Origin of the sequence: Streptomyces sp. NPDC058000, assembly GCF_042886435.1 — a bacterium.
Taxonomy (GTDB): domain Bacteria; phylum Actinomycetota; class Actinomycetes; order Streptomycetales; family Streptomycetaceae; genus Streptomyces.
The window spans coordinates 103,045-118,454 of the sequence record NZ_JBHVQS010000025.1 but is presented as its reverse complement, the minus strand read 5'-3'; the positions used below and the strand labels follow the sequence as shown (position 1 = coordinate 118,454).

15 protein-coding genes and 1 pseudogene are annotated in these 15,410 nt (G+C 70.9%); 7 read left to right on the top strand and 9 right to left on the bottom strand.

The window, feature by feature from the left end:
• Positions 1-208 precede the first annotated feature (208 nt).
• The 5 genes and pseudogenes from ACFVT2_RS23830 to ACFVT2_RS23810 form a co-directional block, all read right to left on the bottom strand.
• Complete coding sequence (locus ACFVT2_RS23830; RefSeq protein ID WP_390021160.1) at positions 209-1,363, bottom strand: lysophospholipid acyltransferase family protein; 1,155 nt, start codon at positions 1,361-1,363, stop codon at positions 209-211.
• A 182-nt stretch (positions 1,364-1,545) separates the two neighbouring features.
• Positions 1,546-2,385: a phosphatidate cytidylyltransferase gene (locus ACFVT2_RS23825; protein ID WP_390021158.1), complete on the bottom strand. Its 840-nt coding sequence runs from the start codon at positions 2,383-2,385 to the stop codon at positions 1,546-1,548.
• Positions 2,386-2,412: 27 nt separating this feature from the next.
• Positions 2,413-2,700: a hypothetical protein gene (locus ACFVT2_RS23820; RefSeq protein WP_390021173.1), complete on the bottom strand. Its 288-nt coding sequence runs from the start codon at positions 2,698-2,700 to the stop codon at positions 2,413-2,415.
• A 79-nt stretch (positions 2,701-2,779) separates the two neighbouring features.
• Positions 2,780-3,013, bottom strand: a pseudogene (locus ACFVT2_RS23815) (phosphatidate cytidylyltransferase); the annotation flags it as partial.
• Positions 3,014-3,274: 261 nt separating this feature from the next.
• Positions 3,275-3,499, bottom strand: coding sequence for a hypothetical protein (locus tag ACFVT2_RS23810; RefSeq protein ID WP_390021157.1), 225 nt, complete (start codon positions 3,497-3,499; stop codon positions 3,275-3,277).
• Between the two features lie 395 nt (positions 3,500-3,894).
• On the opposite strand from ACFVT2_RS23810, the gene ACFVT2_RS23805 reads away from it, so the two are divergent.
• From ACFVT2_RS23805 to ACFVT2_RS23790, 4 genes are all read left to right on the top strand, one after another.
• Positions 3,895-5,430: a sugar ABC transporter ATP-binding protein gene (locus ACFVT2_RS23805; protein WP_390021155.1), complete on the top strand. Its 1,536-nt coding sequence runs from the start codon at positions 3,895-3,897 to the stop codon at positions 5,428-5,430.
• Complete coding sequence (locus ACFVT2_RS23800; protein ID WP_390021154.1) at positions 5,427-6,467, top strand: ABC transporter permease; 1,041 nt, start codon at positions 5,427-5,429, stop codon at positions 6,465-6,467. Before ACFVT2_RS23805 ends, ACFVT2_RS23800 begins: the two co-directional genes overlap by 4 nt.
• 68 nt (positions 6,468-6,535) lie before the next feature.
• Positions 6,536-7,681, top strand: coding sequence for a substrate-binding domain-containing protein (locus ACFVT2_RS23795; protein WP_390021152.1), 1,146 nt, complete (start codon positions 6,536-6,538; stop codon positions 7,679-7,681).
• A 257-nt stretch (positions 7,682-7,938) separates the two neighbouring features.
• The gene (locus tag ACFVT2_RS23790; RefSeq protein WP_390021151.1) at positions 7,939-9,198 is read left to right on the top strand and encodes a hypothetical protein; all 1,260 of its coding nucleotides are present in this window, start codon (positions 7,939-7,941) and stop codon (positions 9,196-9,198) included.
• 35 nt (positions 9,199-9,233) lie between these two features.
• On the opposite strand, the gene ACFVT2_RS23785 is transcribed toward ACFVT2_RS23790, so the two are convergent.
• From ACFVT2_RS23785 to ACFVT2_RS23770, 4 genes are all read right to left on the bottom strand, one after another.
• A complete protein-coding gene (locus tag ACFVT2_RS23785; RefSeq protein WP_390021171.1) occupies positions 9,234-10,373 on the bottom strand; it encodes an IS30 family transposase in 1,140 nt (379 codons plus the stop codon).
• A gap of 201 nt (positions 10,374-10,574) precedes the next feature.
• Positions 10,575-11,609 carry a cytotoxin leucocidin gene (locus ACFVT2_RS23780; RefSeq protein ID WP_390021149.1) on the bottom strand — a complete coding sequence of 345 codons (1,035 nt, stop codon included), beginning with the start codon at positions 11,607-11,609 and terminating at the stop codon, positions 10,575-10,577.
• Positions 11,610-11,753: 144 nt separating this feature from the next.
• Positions 11,754-12,248, bottom strand: coding sequence for a hypothetical protein (locus ACFVT2_RS23775; RefSeq protein WP_390021147.1), 495 nt, complete (start codon positions 12,246-12,248; stop codon positions 11,754-11,756).
• 2 nt (positions 12,249-12,250) lie between these two features.
• Positions 12,251-12,988, bottom strand: coding sequence for a molybdopterin-dependent oxidoreductase (locus ACFVT2_RS23770; RefSeq protein WP_390021146.1), 738 nt, complete (start codon positions 12,986-12,988; stop codon positions 12,251-12,253).
• Between the two features lie 444 nt (positions 12,989-13,432).
• Here ACFVT2_RS23770 and ACFVT2_RS23765 point away from each other — a divergent pair, with 444 nt between their 5' ends.
• From ACFVT2_RS23765 to ACFVT2_RS23755, 3 genes are all read left to right on the top strand, one after another.
• Positions 13,433-13,879 carry a GtrA family protein gene (locus ACFVT2_RS23765; RefSeq protein WP_390021144.1) on the top strand — a complete coding sequence of 149 codons (447 nt, stop codon included), beginning with the start codon at positions 13,433-13,435 and terminating at the stop codon, positions 13,877-13,879.
• Positions 13,880-13,980: 101 nt separating this feature from the next.
• A complete protein-coding gene (locus ACFVT2_RS23760; RefSeq protein WP_390021142.1) occupies positions 13,981-14,697 on the top strand; it encodes a molybdopterin-dependent oxidoreductase in 717 nt (238 codons plus the stop codon).
• Complete coding sequence (locus ACFVT2_RS23755) at positions 14,681-15,307, top strand: cytochrome b/b6 domain-containing protein (RefSeq protein ID WP_390021140.1); 627 nt, start codon at positions 14,681-14,683, stop codon at positions 15,305-15,307. Before ACFVT2_RS23760 ends, ACFVT2_RS23755 begins: the two co-directional genes overlap by 17 nt.
• Positions 15,308-15,410: the final 103 nt, after the last annotated feature.

Here is a 15,410-nt window from a genome sequence, read left to right as displayed (position 1 = left end):
CGGGGGGGCTCGGGTAAGCGGACATAGGCGGTGGGTCTCGCCTGAGGGCCGTCCGGGGTGTGTTGGGGGGGGGGCCGGGTGGGGGCCCAGGGGGGCGTGGTGGGGCCCCCGGCGGCCGTCAACCGGCCCTCGGTGGCGTCGAGTTGGGGCGGCGGCCCGGGTGGGGCGGCGCCGGGTGGGTCCGGGCGTTCTTACAGACCCGCCGCGCTCAGCTCCACATGCTGATCACCCAGGAGAACAGCGCCGTGAAGGCCACCGCCAGAATCACCAGATAGTGCGGGTAGAAGCGCCGCCAGCGCTGGATGACCGAACCGATCAGGGTCAGCACCAGCCCCAGCATGACGATGCGCTGACCGCGTGCCACGGCCGATTGCAGTGCCCATTCGCCCACGGGAATCCCGGCCTGCCCGGCCTCGGAGGTGTAGACCTTGTACGGGATGCCGCTGGCCGGCTGGTGATGTACCGCGCGGGCGCCCTCGGCCTTGAGCTCGTGCCGAACGGCGGTGTGCATACGATCCGTTGTCATCGGTTGTGGCAGCTGCACGCTCGTACCGGCGTAGAGCGTGAGCCCCACCACTCCGCCCACGACGCTGGCCAGCGCGGCGCTCACCGTCAGCCGCAGCCCGGCGCGCGGAGCGGCCACGCAGAGTATGGCCAGGGCCAGTTCGGGCAGCAGCGGCCAGCTCAGCGCCTCCGCGAACGACCAGGCGGCGGCCAGCGCCAGCCCCCAGCGGCCGACCGCGATGCGGGCGACGCGGCGCCGCAGCCGGCTGTCCCGCTCCTGGTGCGCGTCGGCCAGGGCGAGCACCTCGGCACGGGCCTGGTCGGCCGTCGTGCCCCGCATCGGCGCGCCGATGCGGACCCGGATGACGTGCGGGTTCAACTTGCCGCCCTTGGGCAGCAGTTCGGAGGTACCGCACAGCGCGACGGGCACCACCGGTACGCCCAGGGAGTCGGCCAGCTTGAACGGGCCGCGGTGGAACGTACCTGCCCGGCCGTCTCCCCGCGTCCCTTCGGGGAACAGCACTACCGCGTGGCCCGCCCGCAGCATCTTCCCGGCACCGGTCTGGAGGTCGGTGTAGCCGCCACCGCGCCTGCGCACCGGAAAGGCGGCGGCCAGCACGGAACACACGGCACGCCGCGGCCAGTTCTTGAACCAGTAGTCGGAGGCAGCCGCCACCCGTGGCGCGTGCCTGGCGTCCAACGCGGCGATCAGCGCGGCCGTGTCCGCGTGCGAGGAATGGTTGGCGACCACGACGCAGCCGCCTTTCGGCAGCTTCCCTGCGACCGTGACACCGCCGGTGAAGAACAGAAAGATTCGCCAGAACCACCGGCGCAGCCCGGCGCGGAGAACGTTCGCCAAGCCCGGCCGTATTCGGGTGGTGACGGAGCCGTGCGCATCCGGCTCGCCCGACGGAGAATGCGGCCGCCGCGCGCCGGAAGTACGGATGCCACTGGCCTTTTGGCCTACTGCGTCTTCTTCTTCGACGTCCAGTGGGGTGTCGAATGGTCTCTCCGCCAGTGACTTCTCGGCGGTGTCTTCGCTCATAAGGCAACTCCCAACAGGAGTAGGGTGACGAGCAAGGAGTCGATACGGTCCAGCAGCCCACCGAAGCCCGGGAGCCAGCGGCCCGCGTCCTTGACGCCCTCCCCGCGTTTGATCATGGATTCCAGCAGGTCCCCGACAGCGCATCCGCAGGTCACCGCCAGCCAGTGCAGCGGTGTCCACGCCCCCAGCGCCCACAGCGCCAGGGCGGCCAGCGCCGCCGAACCCACCAGGCCGCCCCAGGTCTTGGCGGGAGAGAGCGCGGACAGCCGCCGGGCCAGCGGCCCGCGCCGCCCCAGGACCTGTCCACCGCACCACCCGCCGACGTCGGCGAAGGCGACCGCGACGCACACCGCGACGGCCACATCGGCCAGGGGCACCAGGAGACTCAGCGCGACCGGCAGCCAGATCAGCCCGAACACCGTCCTGGCGGCGCGTCCGGCGCCGTGTGCCGCGTCCTGCGCCAGTACGGCCGGCAGCACGGCCAGGCAGAAGAGCACCCCTACCGCGGAGAACGTCAGCCGACCCGGCAGCAGCCACGCCAGGAACGGCAGCGCCAGGCTCACCGCGCACAGCACTGCTCCGTCCAACCGGCGCAGGCCCACCAGGCGCACATACTCGACGGAGCCGACGATTCCGAGCCCGGCGGCGAGCACCGCGGCACCGGGCGGGCCGAAGGGCAGCGTCGCGCACAGCAGGACGGCCGCCACGCACCAAGTACGCCAGCGCCTGCGCAGCTCGGCGTTGCCGACGGCCAGCAGCAGGAGGCCGGTTACGGCGAGCGTGCCGCCGAGCAGGGGAAGGACGCGCGTCATCTCGGGGGCCATGGGCGATGCCACGTATGACATGTGTGTCACGGACATCGCCTAGCGCTCCAGCGCCGTGACCGGTCGTGCACGCTCGCCGGAGGCGTCCGGTGCGCTGGCAGGCCGGGAGTCAATCGGCCCGTCGCCGGGCGCACCGGCGCGGCAGCGAGCCGCGATCTGGAAGCCCCGCAGTACACAGGTCAGCAGGGAACCGGCGATCACGGCGACTGCGGCAGGGAGGTACCAGCCCGTTGCCGCCGCGACGATGGCGATCAGGCAGCGCTCGGTCTTGCCGACCGGGCCGCCGTTGATCCGCCCCACCCCTGCGGCGGCTCCGGCGAGGGCCATCCATGACGGCAGCGTGCCGGCCAGCAGCGCGGTCCCCGAGCTCGTTCACGACGGCTCCCAGGGATGACTCCTTTCCGCTTTCCCTGGCTACGGTTCCGTCGAGATTCGCGCACGCCAGCCTGGCTATGAGGAACAACGCGACGGGAAGCGCGGAGAAATGCGCCGGCAGCACGGCCAGAGAAACGGCCGCTGCGGCAGCGCAGAGAATTCCGGCAACGGTGAAAGTGTTCGGAGAGATTTCGTGCCGTACGCCGTATCGACGCAGTACGGTCAATCGCCCTGCGAACCATGGTTTCAGCGCGTATAAACCCATCATGCAAAACGACGCTACATGACGTCCCGCACGTCAACACCCCACGAATGGGAAGACTATGAAATTTGTTAGTGTCCCAAGTCGGGGACGCTCTTACGATATATGAACCGACCGGCAAGCACGTTATTCCGGAACCCGCTTGCGCTCTCGGCTCGCCCGGATATTATCCGGCCGAACAGAAGTCCCCCGGCGGAAAACCGCCCAGTGATCTTGACATGGATATTGGCCGCAAGAAATGGCTGATAACCAACCAGTTCCGCATCAAGCGACGTTCGCCCAATTCACCATCTCGCGGAGGCGTTCGCCCGTGACGTCGATGCCGTCGGTGCCGTCGGTGCCGTCGATGCCGTCGATGCCGTCGATGCCGTCGAGGGCGAAGTAGCGCAGGGCGGCGAGAATCTGCTCGGGCGCCCCATGCCCCGCCGATTCAAGTGCGGGCAGTGGTACGGCACTTACCCTCCCAGCCCTCTCGCAGAATCGAGACACGCCGACGCGTCTCCGGGAAGGCGGAGGACACGTCCCGGACGAATGACGCCTATCAGGGTTTGCCTCTGGTCGCCTTGGCGAACTTCCACGACGGGCGGTGCGACGACGGCGGCGGACGCGTCGAGCTCCCGCCATCTGAGCGACACCTCCGGGTCGGGCAGGTCGCACGTCGATCCAGGGGCCGGTGTCCCAGCGCTCAGCAGCGGAGGCGCGCACCCCTCGGGGCATCGATCCGCTCGACAGGCCGGTCGCGCGGGCGCGCTTCCGCCAATCGGGACGTCGTGTGGCGGCCCGTCCGGCATGGAAGCCGGAGGGAAGCCGAAGGGGGTCGTAGCATGCGCGAATGCGGTGCCAGAGCCGGCAGTGCACCGAGCGGCCGATCCCCGGAGAAGTCCGTGCATGACGCTCCTGACCACAGCCCTCCCGCGTCCCACGGCCCCGGGCCGCTGGTCCGCATCCACGGCCTCAGCAAGCGGTTCGGCGGCACACTCGCGCTCGACACGGTCGACCTCGACATCCACGCCGGCAGCGTCCTGGCCCTGCTCGGTCCCAACGGCGCCGGAAAGTCCACCCTCATCAAGGTCCTCGCCGGGGTCCACCACGCGGACCAGGGCGAGGTGACGGTCGCCGGCCACCCGCTCGGCACCGAAGCGGCCGCCCGCGCCATGTCCTTCATCCACCAGGACCTGGGACTGGTCGAATGGATGACGGTCGCCGAGAACGTCGCTCTGGGCACCGGCTATGCCCGCCGCGGCGGTCTGCTGTCCTGGCGGAGGACCCGCGAGCGGTGCACCGAGGCCCTCGACATCGTCGCCGCCCACCTCGACCCGCGCGCTCCCCTCACCGATCTCCCGCGAGCCGAGCGTTCCCTGGTGGCCATCGCCCGGGCGCTGTCCACACGGGCCAGGGTCATCGTCCTCGACGAGCCGACGGCCAGCCTTCCGGCAGCGGACTGCGCCCGGCTCTTCGGCGTACTGCACACCCTGCGCGACCAGGGCCACGCCATCGTCTACGTCACCCACCGGCTCGACGAGGTGTACAAGGTCGCCGACGCCTTCGCCGTCCTGCGTGACGGCCGTCTCATCCGCCACGGCGCTCTTGCCGACCACAGCCCGGCCCGGCTGGTGCGGGACATCGTGGGCCACGAACCCGGCGGCTACCGTTTCTCCCCCGCCACGGGCCGCACCGTGTTGCAACTCGACCGCGTACGGACCGACAACACCGCACCGGCCAGCCTGGAACTGCACGCCGGTGAGATTCTGGGCATGGTGGGACTCACCGGCGCCGGGCACATGGAGCTGGGGCGCGCGCTGGCCGGCGCGGGACATCTCCTCGGCGGACGGGCCCTGCTCGACGGACGTCCCTACCGACCGGGGTCGGTCGCGGCCGCGGTCGACCGCGGCGTCGGCTTCGTGAGCAGCAACCGTCAGGAAGAGGGCTGCGCCGCCGAACTGACCGTACGGGAAAACTTCCTGGCCAACCCACGGGCGAGCGGCCTGCCGGCCTTCCACCGGATCGGCCCCCGACGCGAACGGGCCCAGGCCGATGCGCTGATCACCCGGTTCGCGGTGTACCCCCGGGACAGCGAAGCACCGATCTCCACCCTGTCCGGGGGGAATCAGCAGAAGGTCATGGTCGGCCGGTGGCTCGGGACGAGCCGAAGGCTGCTGATCCTCGAAGAGCCGACCGCCGGGGTGGACGTAGGGGCGAAAACGGCGATCTACCGCCTGCTCCGGGACGCGCTGGCCGACGGCCTCGCCGTCCTGCTTCTCTCCACCGACTTCGAGGAGGTCACCCACGTGTGCCATCGGGCCCTGGTGTTCGTCCGCGGGACGGTGACGACGGAGCTGAGCGGCGATGCCCTCACCGTCAGCGGACTCACCCGGGCTTCCTCGGCCATGCCCGCTCTCACCGGGACCACGGGCCCGTGACCCGCTCCCCCCGTCACCCGCCGGGGCACCGGTTCGGACACTTCCTCGGCGCCTACGGCCTCCTGGCCCTGGCCGCCCTGCTGTTCCTGGTCTTCTCCCTCATCCTGCCGGACACCTTTCCCACCCTGGACAACATCTCCGCGGTCCTGTCGAACCAGTCGATCCCCGCCCTCCTCGCGCTCGGCGCGACGATCCCCATCGTCACCCGCAAGTTCGACCTGTCCCTCGGCTACGGTCTCGGGCTCGCGCACGTGATGACCATGCAGCTCATCGCCAACGAAGCCTGGCCCTGGCCGCTCGCCTGTCTCGTGGTGGTACTCGGCGGGGCGGTCGTCGGCGCCTTCAACGGTGTGGTCGTCGAATTCGCGAGGATCGACTCCTTCATCGCCACCCTCGGCACCGGCAGCATCCTGTACGCCGTCACCGGCTGGATCACCGACGGGGCCCGGATCGTCCCCGGCCCGCACGGCCTGCCGGCCGCCTTCACCGATCTGTACGACTCCAGGTTCCTCGGCCTTCCGGTATCCGCCTGCTACGTCCTGATCCTCACCGCCGTACTGTGGCTGCTGTTGGAACGGCTGCCGCTCGGCCGGTACCTGTACGTCATCGGCTCCAACCCCCGCGCCGCCGAGTTGGTCGGCATCCCCACCCGGCGCTACGTCATCCACGCCTTCGTCGGATCGGGGCTGGTCGTCGGCATCGCCGGTGTGCTGCTCGCCGCACAGCAACGCATCGGCAATCCCAGCGTCGGCCTGGACTATCTGCTGCCCGCCTTCGTCGGTGCGCTGCTCGGCTCCACCGCGATCACACCCGGCCGGGCCAACGCGTTGGGCACCCTGGTCGCCGTCGTCGTCCTCGCCATCGGGCTCGCCGGCATCGGCCAGTTGGGCGCCCAGTTCTGGGTCACCCCGCTGTTCCACGGCACCACCCTGCTCCTCGCCGTCGGCCTGGCCGGCTACACCGCTCGACGGCAGCTGCGGCAACGGCGCAAGGAACCTCCGCGGGCGGTCCCTGATCTGCCCAAGGTCACCTCGTGACCTCCGCCCGTCACCACCGCGCCGCCGCTGCGCGAGGAGGCCCGCTCCCCTCGCCCCACAGGACCGCCATGGACAGCGCCGTCGCCGTATTGGTCGCGGCCGCCGTCCTCACCGGCAGCGCCGTCCTCGTCGGCTGTGAGCGCGGCGCCTCGGTCGGCGGTGGTTCCTTCTCGGCGGGCCCGGCGAGCACCGGCTGCCCCGCCACCCTGGCTCGCGCCGAGGCGGCCGTTGAGCGGGCCGAGAAGACCATCCCCGCAGCGCACGGCATCCCCGACGGCCCCACGGCAGCCTCCGGCAAGAACATCGTGTACGTCGCGCAGACCATGACCAACCCCGGCGTCGCGGGCGCCGCCAAGGGTGTGCAGGAGGCCGCCCGGGCCATCGGTTGGCGCCTCCGGCTGATCGACGGCCAAGGCACCCCCGCCGGGATCCAGGCAGCCTTCGACCAGGCCGTCGACCTCCGGCCCTCGGGCATCGTCATCGGCGGGTTCGACCCCGATCTGACGTCCGCTCAGGTCGCGCGGGCGACCGCGAAACACCTCCCGCTCGTCGGCTGGCACGCGGTCGGCTCCCCCGGCCCGAGCAAGCACCCCGCGCTCTTCAGCAACGTCACCACCGAGGTGGAGGACGTCGCGAAGGCCAGTGCGGACTGGGTCATCGCGCATTCCCACGGCCACGCCGGAGTCGTCGTGTTCACCGATGCCTCGATCCCGTTCGCCCGAAGCAAGTCCGCACTGATCGAGAAGGAACTCGCCACCTGCCGCGGTGTGCGGCTGCTGGCGGAGGAGAACATCCCGATCCCGGACTCCAGCAGCCGGACTCCCGTGGAGGTCTCCTCGCTCCTCGCCCGCTACCGGGATGCCTGGACCCACTCGGTCGCCATCAACGACGTGTACTTCGCCGACGCCGCCCCGGCCTTGCGCGCGGCACGCAGGAAGGGGGCGGCGGCCCCCTTCAACATCGGTGCGGGCGACGGCGATCCGTCCGCCTTCCAGCGCATCAACAGCCGGCAGTTCCAGGCAGCCACCGTTCCCGAGCCGTTCGCCCAGCAGGGCTGGCAGATCCTCGACGAATTCAACCGCGCCTTCGCAGGCGCCCCCGCCAGCGGATATGTCGCGCCTGTGCACATCGCCACGGCCGCCAACAGCCGCGGGGCGACGACCTGGGACCCGCCCGGCTATCGCGCGGCGTACCGGAGGATCTGGGGCAGGTAAGTGCCGGTTGACGGCTTCTGCGCACCGACGACACATGGCATGATCATCCCAATCATTACCTGCGGGTAATAGCTCGGCCGGAGTGCTTCCTCCCTCCGGCCGCCCCACATCACGCCCCCGAGGAACCAACTGTGCGCAAGACCATCAGATACGCCGTTTTACCGGCACTCGCGGCCACGTCCCTGCTCGTCGTCAGCGGGTGTGCGCAGGGGCCGTCCGATACCTCCGCCGCCGGGAAAAGCGACGGTAAGGGGCCGGTGAGCGCCGTCGAGGACACCGACGCGCAGTCACCGCTCGCCGTGACCGCGGCGCCCACCGGGGCCGGTGCCCCCAGCGCCGTGGCGAAACCGGGGACAGGCGGCCGTCCGGCGGCCAAGTCGCCGCTGAAGATCGTCGCGTTCGACAGGAACAGTGGTCGGGCCGTCCTCGCCGCGGCGGCCCCCACTGCCCCGCCGAAGGGCGCCGGCAAAGGCGGCGACCACGGCAGCAACGGGGACGAGCACCAGGCCGGGGACCACGGGAAGGGCTCAACTCCCCAGCACCCGGCTCCCGTTGCGGTCGGCGACGTGATCGCCAGCGCCCCTGCCCCTGGTGCGCCGCACGGCACGCTGGCCAAGGTCACCGCGGTGGTGGGCAAGACCGAACAGGGCACCGAGGTCAAGACCGCCCCGGCCACCCTGGGCGCGCTGCTCGGCGGTTCCACGGCGAAGGGGCGGGTCCCCGTCGACCCCTCCGCGGTGAAGGTCGAGCCGCTCACCCCGAACGTCAAGGTCTCCTGGGCGAAGACCGGCAGCGTGCACTTCGGGCCCGAGGGGGCGCAGTTGCCGCTGGGCAACCTGCGGGTCGACGTGAGTGCGGTGCTGCCCACGGTCAAGACGCCGGCGGGTACCGTCGACGCGTCGGCCTCGGGCTTCGTCCAGCTCGCACCCGAGGTCGACTTCTCCTACGACGGCCAGGGCCACACCACCGGCACACCAGGCACCGCATCGGTGAGCCTGTCCGGCGACTGGGCCTCGCAGTGGGAGCTCAAGGGCCAGGCGGCCACCTCCACTCCGGACGGCAAACCGGTCCGGGTGCCGTTCGCCAAGCTGCACGCCGACCCCGTCATCCAGGTCGGCGTGGTGCCGGTCGTGGTCAACCTCGACCTGACCTGCTATCTCCAGGTCGACGCCGACGGCAAGGTGAGCGTCGACGTCAGGCAGGACGTCAAGGGGCACTTCCGGGTCGGCGGCTCCTACAGCCGGGCCAAGGGCTGGACGCCCGTCGCCCAGGCCGACATGACCGGCACCCCGGTGACGGCGACGGCAACGGCCGCCGGAAAGGTGAAGGCCGCACTCGGCACAGAGGCGAGCGTCGGCCTCTACGGCACCGTCGGCGTCACCGGCACACTGGCCCCGTACCTGCGCGCCGAGGTCACCGGCACGGCCACCGGCACGTCGAACGGCACGGGCTCGCTGGTCGGAAAGTGGGCGGCGTACGGCGGCGTCGACCTCTCCGGCGCCCTCCGGGCACGGTGAATTCGAGGGGTCGTTGCAACACTGTGGTCGGTTGATCAGGCCGCGAGCAGTTTAGACAGGTGCTCGGCTGGGGTTTCCCAGCCGAGCGTCTTGCGTGGGCGGCTGTTGAGTTCGGCGGCGACGGCGTCGAGGTCCTCGCGGCTGTGGACGGACAGGTCGGTGCCTTTGGGGAAGTACTGCCGGAGCAGGCCGTTCGTGTTCTCGTTGGAGCCGCGCTGCCAGGGGCTGGCGGGGTCGCAGAAGTAGACCGGGACGTCCGTGGCGATGGTGAACGCCCGGTGGGCGGCCATCTCCGATCCCTGGTCCCAGGTCAGCGAGCGTCGCAGATACGCCGGAAGTGTCCTGACTGTCTCGACCAGGGCGTCCCTGGTTTTCGGCGCGGTGTGGTCGATGGGGAGGTGGACCAGCATCACGTAGCGCGTGGTGCGTTCGACGAGCGTGCCGATCGCGGATTTGTTTTCCGTGCCGATGATGAGGTCGCCCTCCCAGTGGCCGGGGACGGCCCGGTCTGCAGCGTCGGCCGGGCGCTCGCTGATCATCACCATGTCCCTGACCGCGCGGGGCTGGCGCTTGCTGGACTGGCGGTGCGGTCGGCGTCGGGCGCGTCCGGTCCGCAGAGCCTTGGTGAGTTCGCGGCGGAGTTCGCCCCGGCCCTGGACGTAGAGGGCCTGGTAGACCGTCTCGTGCGTCACGTGCATCTCCGGCCGGTCGGGGAACTGTCTGCGCAGAGCCTGACAGATCTGCTCGGGGCTCCACCGCCGGGTCAGATGCTCCTGGATGAAGTCCCGCAGTTCGGGGTTCTGGCCGATCTTTGCGGGCTTGGGCCGGGGCCGGCGGGCATCGGCGCGGGCCTGGGCCGCATGCGGCCGGTAGTGCCACTGGCTGTGCGCCCCGATGGTGCGGTTGCGGCGGATCTCCCGGCTGACGGTGGAGGGGCTGCGGCCCAGTTCGGCCGCGATGGCCCGGATGGTGGCCTTCTCCCGCAGCCGGTCGGCGATGTGGATGCGCTCGTCCTCGCGCAGGTACCGCGACGCAGTGGACCGCGGCGTCCGCGGAGCAAGCGCGGGTGCCACGGTCCGGTTGGGACTCGTCCTGCCGTTCCGCCATTCACGGCCGGTTCTCAGGTTGATCCCGACGACCCGGCAGGCTTCCTTGTTCGAGTACCCCAGCTGCATGAGGCGGAAGTATTCCTCCCGCTCCCGACGCAGCTTCTTGGGCCCCTGAGCCTTCCGCACCTTGCGGATTTCGAAGTCCATCGCATCCCCTGAGCTGGGGTGTTGCGACGACCACTAGAACTCAAGCCTCACTCCGGCGGGGCTTCTTCGTCCGCTGCGCCACGGGGAGGCGGCCCGGGCATCCCGGACGGCTTCCACCGGTCAGCGGCCGGCGTGGATGACCTTCGCGCCGTCCCGGCTGAGCGGGACCGGGACCGTCCGTGGCGCGTCGCGCCGCTCGCGCCCTTCGAGGTCCTTCTGGACCACGTTCACGTTGAGGGACACGCCCTGGCCGCCGCTGAACTTCCCGCTCGCGAAGGCGCCCACGCCGTCCGTGGTGATCTCGTAGCCGGTCGTGTCGACGATCGCGTGGGCGCGGCAGTCGCGGAACACCTCCTCGATGGGGACGAACCAGAGCCAGTGGTAGTCACCGTCGTGCTGGAGGTCGACCTTCTCCTCGAACCAGATCGCCACGTTTCCCACCAGGTTCACGGTGGCCGTCCAGTCGATGTCGTACTTCTGGGTACCGACCACGAGCGACGCCTCGATGAGCGACTTCGACGGGATCCGCAGCGGGAGGTCGACGCTCCAGTTCTGCGTCTCCTTGTGCGTGAACTCCTGCGTCGAGGTCAGGGTCGCCTCGATCGAGGTCGTCTCGCTGACCTTCGCCACGGCCGGGACCTCCGCCGAGACCTCCACCGTGACGCCGATCTTCAGCGACTCCGTCACCGAGATCCGCAGGTCCTGTTCGGTCGTCTTGGCCTGCTTGTACGTGACGACCTGTTCGACCGTGGATCCGTTGCGGTAGTTGGTGGTCACGGAGCTGACCTGGCCCGGTATGGGCGAGGGGGCGTTGGGGTCGTACGTGATGCCGTGGTACTCGGCGCCGACCTGGTGCCTGTGGTAGTCACCGAGCGCGCTCTGCTTGCCGTAGTCGGTGGAGGCGGTGAACCGACAGCCGTGGGAGCCGGGGAAGCGCTCCTTGGCCATCCATGCCCCCCACGCGTCCGTGATCTCCTGCAACGAGCGGGCCGCCGCCTTGCGCTGCGGGGCGGCCGCTCCCCCCTGTGGCCGGGCGCTCGGTCGGCCGGGGGCGGCGGCCGCGGTGCCGGCAGTGGCGAGGGAACCGGGGACGGCCGCGGCAAGGCCGGCGGCCGGGGCGAGGGCGAGCAGGCGGCGCCTGGAGACATGGCTCATGGAGGTCCCAATCCGGTAGGGGCGGAACGGAGAAAACGTCGTGGGAAACCATGCAACCGACGATCCTCCGCAGCGCGTAGGGGCTTTGGTCCCGACGTCCGTGTGGCGCACCTGCCGGGCGGTGGGCGGTGGACCACGTGCTCGTCAGCGGTCCTTGTCTCCGCGGGCGGCACGGGCGACACGATCGGCGCGTCGCATGCGGCCCAGTCGCAGGGCGAGGGCCAGGGCGGAGGCGCCGAAGAGCACACCCGTGATCGCCAACCAGCGGCCGAGGTAGACGTCTTCGGACAACCGCGTGGCACCGGGGTAGGGGGCCGAGAGACCGAAGACGAGGGGGAACCAGACGAGGAGGAGCACGCCGGAGAGGAAGGCGGGCACGCGGAGGTAGTTGATCCATGGTGCGGTCGGCATGCCTGTGGTGCGGTGCCGCAGCACGGTGTGGGTGGAGAGGTCGGCCAGGGAGTACAGGGGCAGCAGGATCAGGTCGTGGAGGATCGCCGCGCCGAGGAACCAGATCGCCACGGCCAGCGGCCGGACGGCGAGCAGCCGCACCAGGGCGTAGCCGGTGAGGGCGAACGAGCAGACCAGTACGAGCAGGTGCAGGGGGTTGGCGCCGTACCAGCGCACGAAGCGTGCCACGGTCAGGTCCTGAAGGTGAGCCGGTGGACCCACTTGGTGTTGTTCACGCCGGGGTTGGCCGGGACGATGATGCGGGCCGGGTAGCCGTGGTCGAGGGAGAGAGCCGCGCCGTTGACGCGCAGGGCGAGCAGCGCTCGCGGGTCGTGGATCTGGTTGCCGCTGAGCAGCACGGAGCTGTAGGGGCCCGGGGGTTGGACGGATTCCACCAGGACGCTGCCGGCACCGGGCAGTCCGGCCATGGCGGCGAGGTCCGCCAGGCGCAGGCCGCTCCAGTGCTGGTCGGGGGTGGACCAGCCCTCCACACAGGCGATCGGCAGGGCGGCGGCGTGCTGGGGCATGCGTTCCAGTCCGTGGGCGGGGCTGCGGACCGGCAGCCAGGTGAACAGTTTCGGGATCACCGACCACAACTTGGCCAGCAGCACCGGCACCAGCATCACGCCCAGTGTCACGTGCACGCCCTGGGTCAGCCGGTACAACCAGGGGGGACGGGTGGGCCAGTCGAAGAGGTAGAAGCCCAGCAGGCCCTTGTCCGGGGTCTGGTCGTTGATGCGGCCCAGTCCGGGGTTGTAAGCGGCGTAGGACAGCATTCCGGTGACGAACATCAGCGGGATGCCGAAGAGCAGTACCAGGCCGAACACCGAGGTCAGCCAGGGGCCGCGGAGCGGGCTGCGCCAGAATTCCGGGCGGAACGGCCCCGGGGGCGGCGGGATCCGGCCGGCTCGCCGTGCGAGGGCGGCCACGCCGGCTGCGGCCCCGGCGGCCCGAGCCACCGTGGCGGTGCGGATCCCCCGGAGACTCCCCCGTCCCCGCTTCGGCCGCGTGCCCGGCGCCGGGCGCTCCGGCCCGCCGGATGCGGCCGGGGCCGACGGCCGTCCGCCCTCTTCCATCGGTTCTCTCCTCCGTCCTGGGCCTACGCGGCACGGTGCGGTGCGGTGTGATGCGGTGCCCGTGGCGTCCCATCGGTGCCCAGTTCATGGGCTCATCTCAGGTGACTGGCTCAGGTGCCTGGCGCCGGTGCCGGGTGAGTGGGCAGAGTGGGCAGAGTGGGCAGGCTTCAAAGTGCCCCAGGTCCGCTCCACCGGTCGGGTCCGACGTGCCCGCGCGGGTCCGGCTCCAACCGAACGGGCGAACCGCTGCTCCGCACGGTGCTACGGGTTCCCGCGTGCCGGCCCCATCATGGTGGGGTGCGAAACCCCCGCGCACGGTGCGCCGCAGCCAGCTCCGCCCGGCCCGGGCGCGCCACGCTGACCAGGGAGGTCGGCTGGTTCGTCGTGATCGGGGTGGCCTCCACGGTCGCCCAGGGCCTGTTGTACTGGGTGCTGCGTCACTGGTGGCCGCCCCTGTCGGCCAATTTCGTCTCCCTCGTCGTCGTCACCGTCCTCAATACGGAGGCCAACCGGCGGCTGACCTTCCGCGGATCCGGGGTCCGGGTCCTCCGGACCCACCTGGCCGCGGGCGGCCTGTTCGTCCTGGCCTACCTGATCACCTCCGGCGCGGTCCTGCTGCTCCGCCACCTCCGGCCCACCGCCTCGACCGCAGCGGAGATCGCGGTACTGGTGCCGAGCGCCGCCCTGGTGACCGTGGTGCGCTTCACCGTGCTGCGGCTGCTCGTCTTCCGCCGCCGTCGCTGACGCCCCCACGGTCGGCGGTCGGCGGGGCCGAACCTTACGAATCGCTGACGACAGGGCACACGGGCTGGTCGGCGACCCCGGAGCAATGTTCTGCTGGTCGCATGGTCGGAGAGAGTCAAGGCAGGCCCGTCGGGCGACGGCTGATCCTGGGGATGCTCGGTCTGGGTGCCGTGGGAGTGGCGGCCGGGGCGCCCCTACAGGACGGCGTGGGCAGGGTGCTCGGCGCGGTGCGCGACAAGGACCCCACCGGCATCACGGGCGTACTGCCCGGCTCGGGCGGGTTCCGGTTCTACTCGGTGGCGTCCTCGGTCCCGCAGCGGTCCGCCACCGACTATCGCCTCTCCGTGGACGGGCTCGTCGAGCGTCCGGCGGTGTACACCTTGGCGGACCTCCAGGGGATGCCGCGTACCCGGCTGGTGCGGGACGTGCAGTGCGTCACCGGCTGGCGGGTTCCCCAGACACCGTTCGCCGGGGTGCTGTTGTCCCATCTGCTCACCACGGCCGGGGTGAAACCGGGGGCCGCGGCAGTGCGCTTCACCTGCTTCGACGGCGTGTACAGCGAGAGCCTCACCCTGGATCAGGCCCGGCGGCCGGACATGCTGGTCGCGTACGAGATGGCGGGCCGACCGGTGACGGACGGGCACGGCGGCCCGGTCCGCCTGTATGCCGCGCCGATGTACTTCTACAAATCGGCGAAATGGCTGTCCGGCATCACGGTCACCGACCGTGTCCGGCCCGGTTATTGGGAGCAGTACGGGTATGACGTGGATGCCTGGGTCGGCAGGTCGAACGGGCGTGACGATGCCCCGGTCGCCTGAGTCTTCGGCCCCGGTGCGGGCATCGGGGACGCTGCGGCGGTTCAGCGTCGCGGAGCGGTGGGTGCACCGGACCACGGCGGCGCTGATGGGCGTCCTGCTGGTCACCGCGGCCTGCCTGTACGTGCCGTCGCTGGCGGAACTCGTGGGGCGCCGCCGGCTGGTGGTCACCGTGCACGAGTGGGCGGGGCTCGCCTTGCCGTTGCCGTTGCTGGCCGGTCTCGTCTCGCGGGCCCTCCGCGCGGATCTGGGCCGGCTGAACCGGTTCGGCCCACACGACCGCGGTTGGGTCCGGGCCGCCCTGCGCGGGGAACGCCGCCCCTCGGGAAAGTTCAACGCCGGGCAGAAGCTGTACGCGGCACTGATCGCCGGATCGGCGCTCGTCCTGCTCGGCACCGGTCTGCTCCTGTGGTTCCCGCGTCTGGCACCCCTGCTCTGGCGGACCGGAGCGACCTTCGTCCACGACTGGACCGCCCTGCTCGTCGGCGTCCTCGTCCTCGGCCACCTGTGGATGGCCGCCCGTGACCCGGAGGCCCGCCGTGCCCTGCGCACCGGCTACGCCTCCCGTGACTGGGCACGGCGGGAGCATCCGCTGTGGGAAGAGGAATCCTGAACGGCGTTGCTCGTGCGGGGAGGGAGGGAGCCGGCGGCCGGTTGTCCTGTCTGGGGCGCGGCGTCGTACCGGACCCCGCGGGTGCGGGTCTGCAACAGTCCGG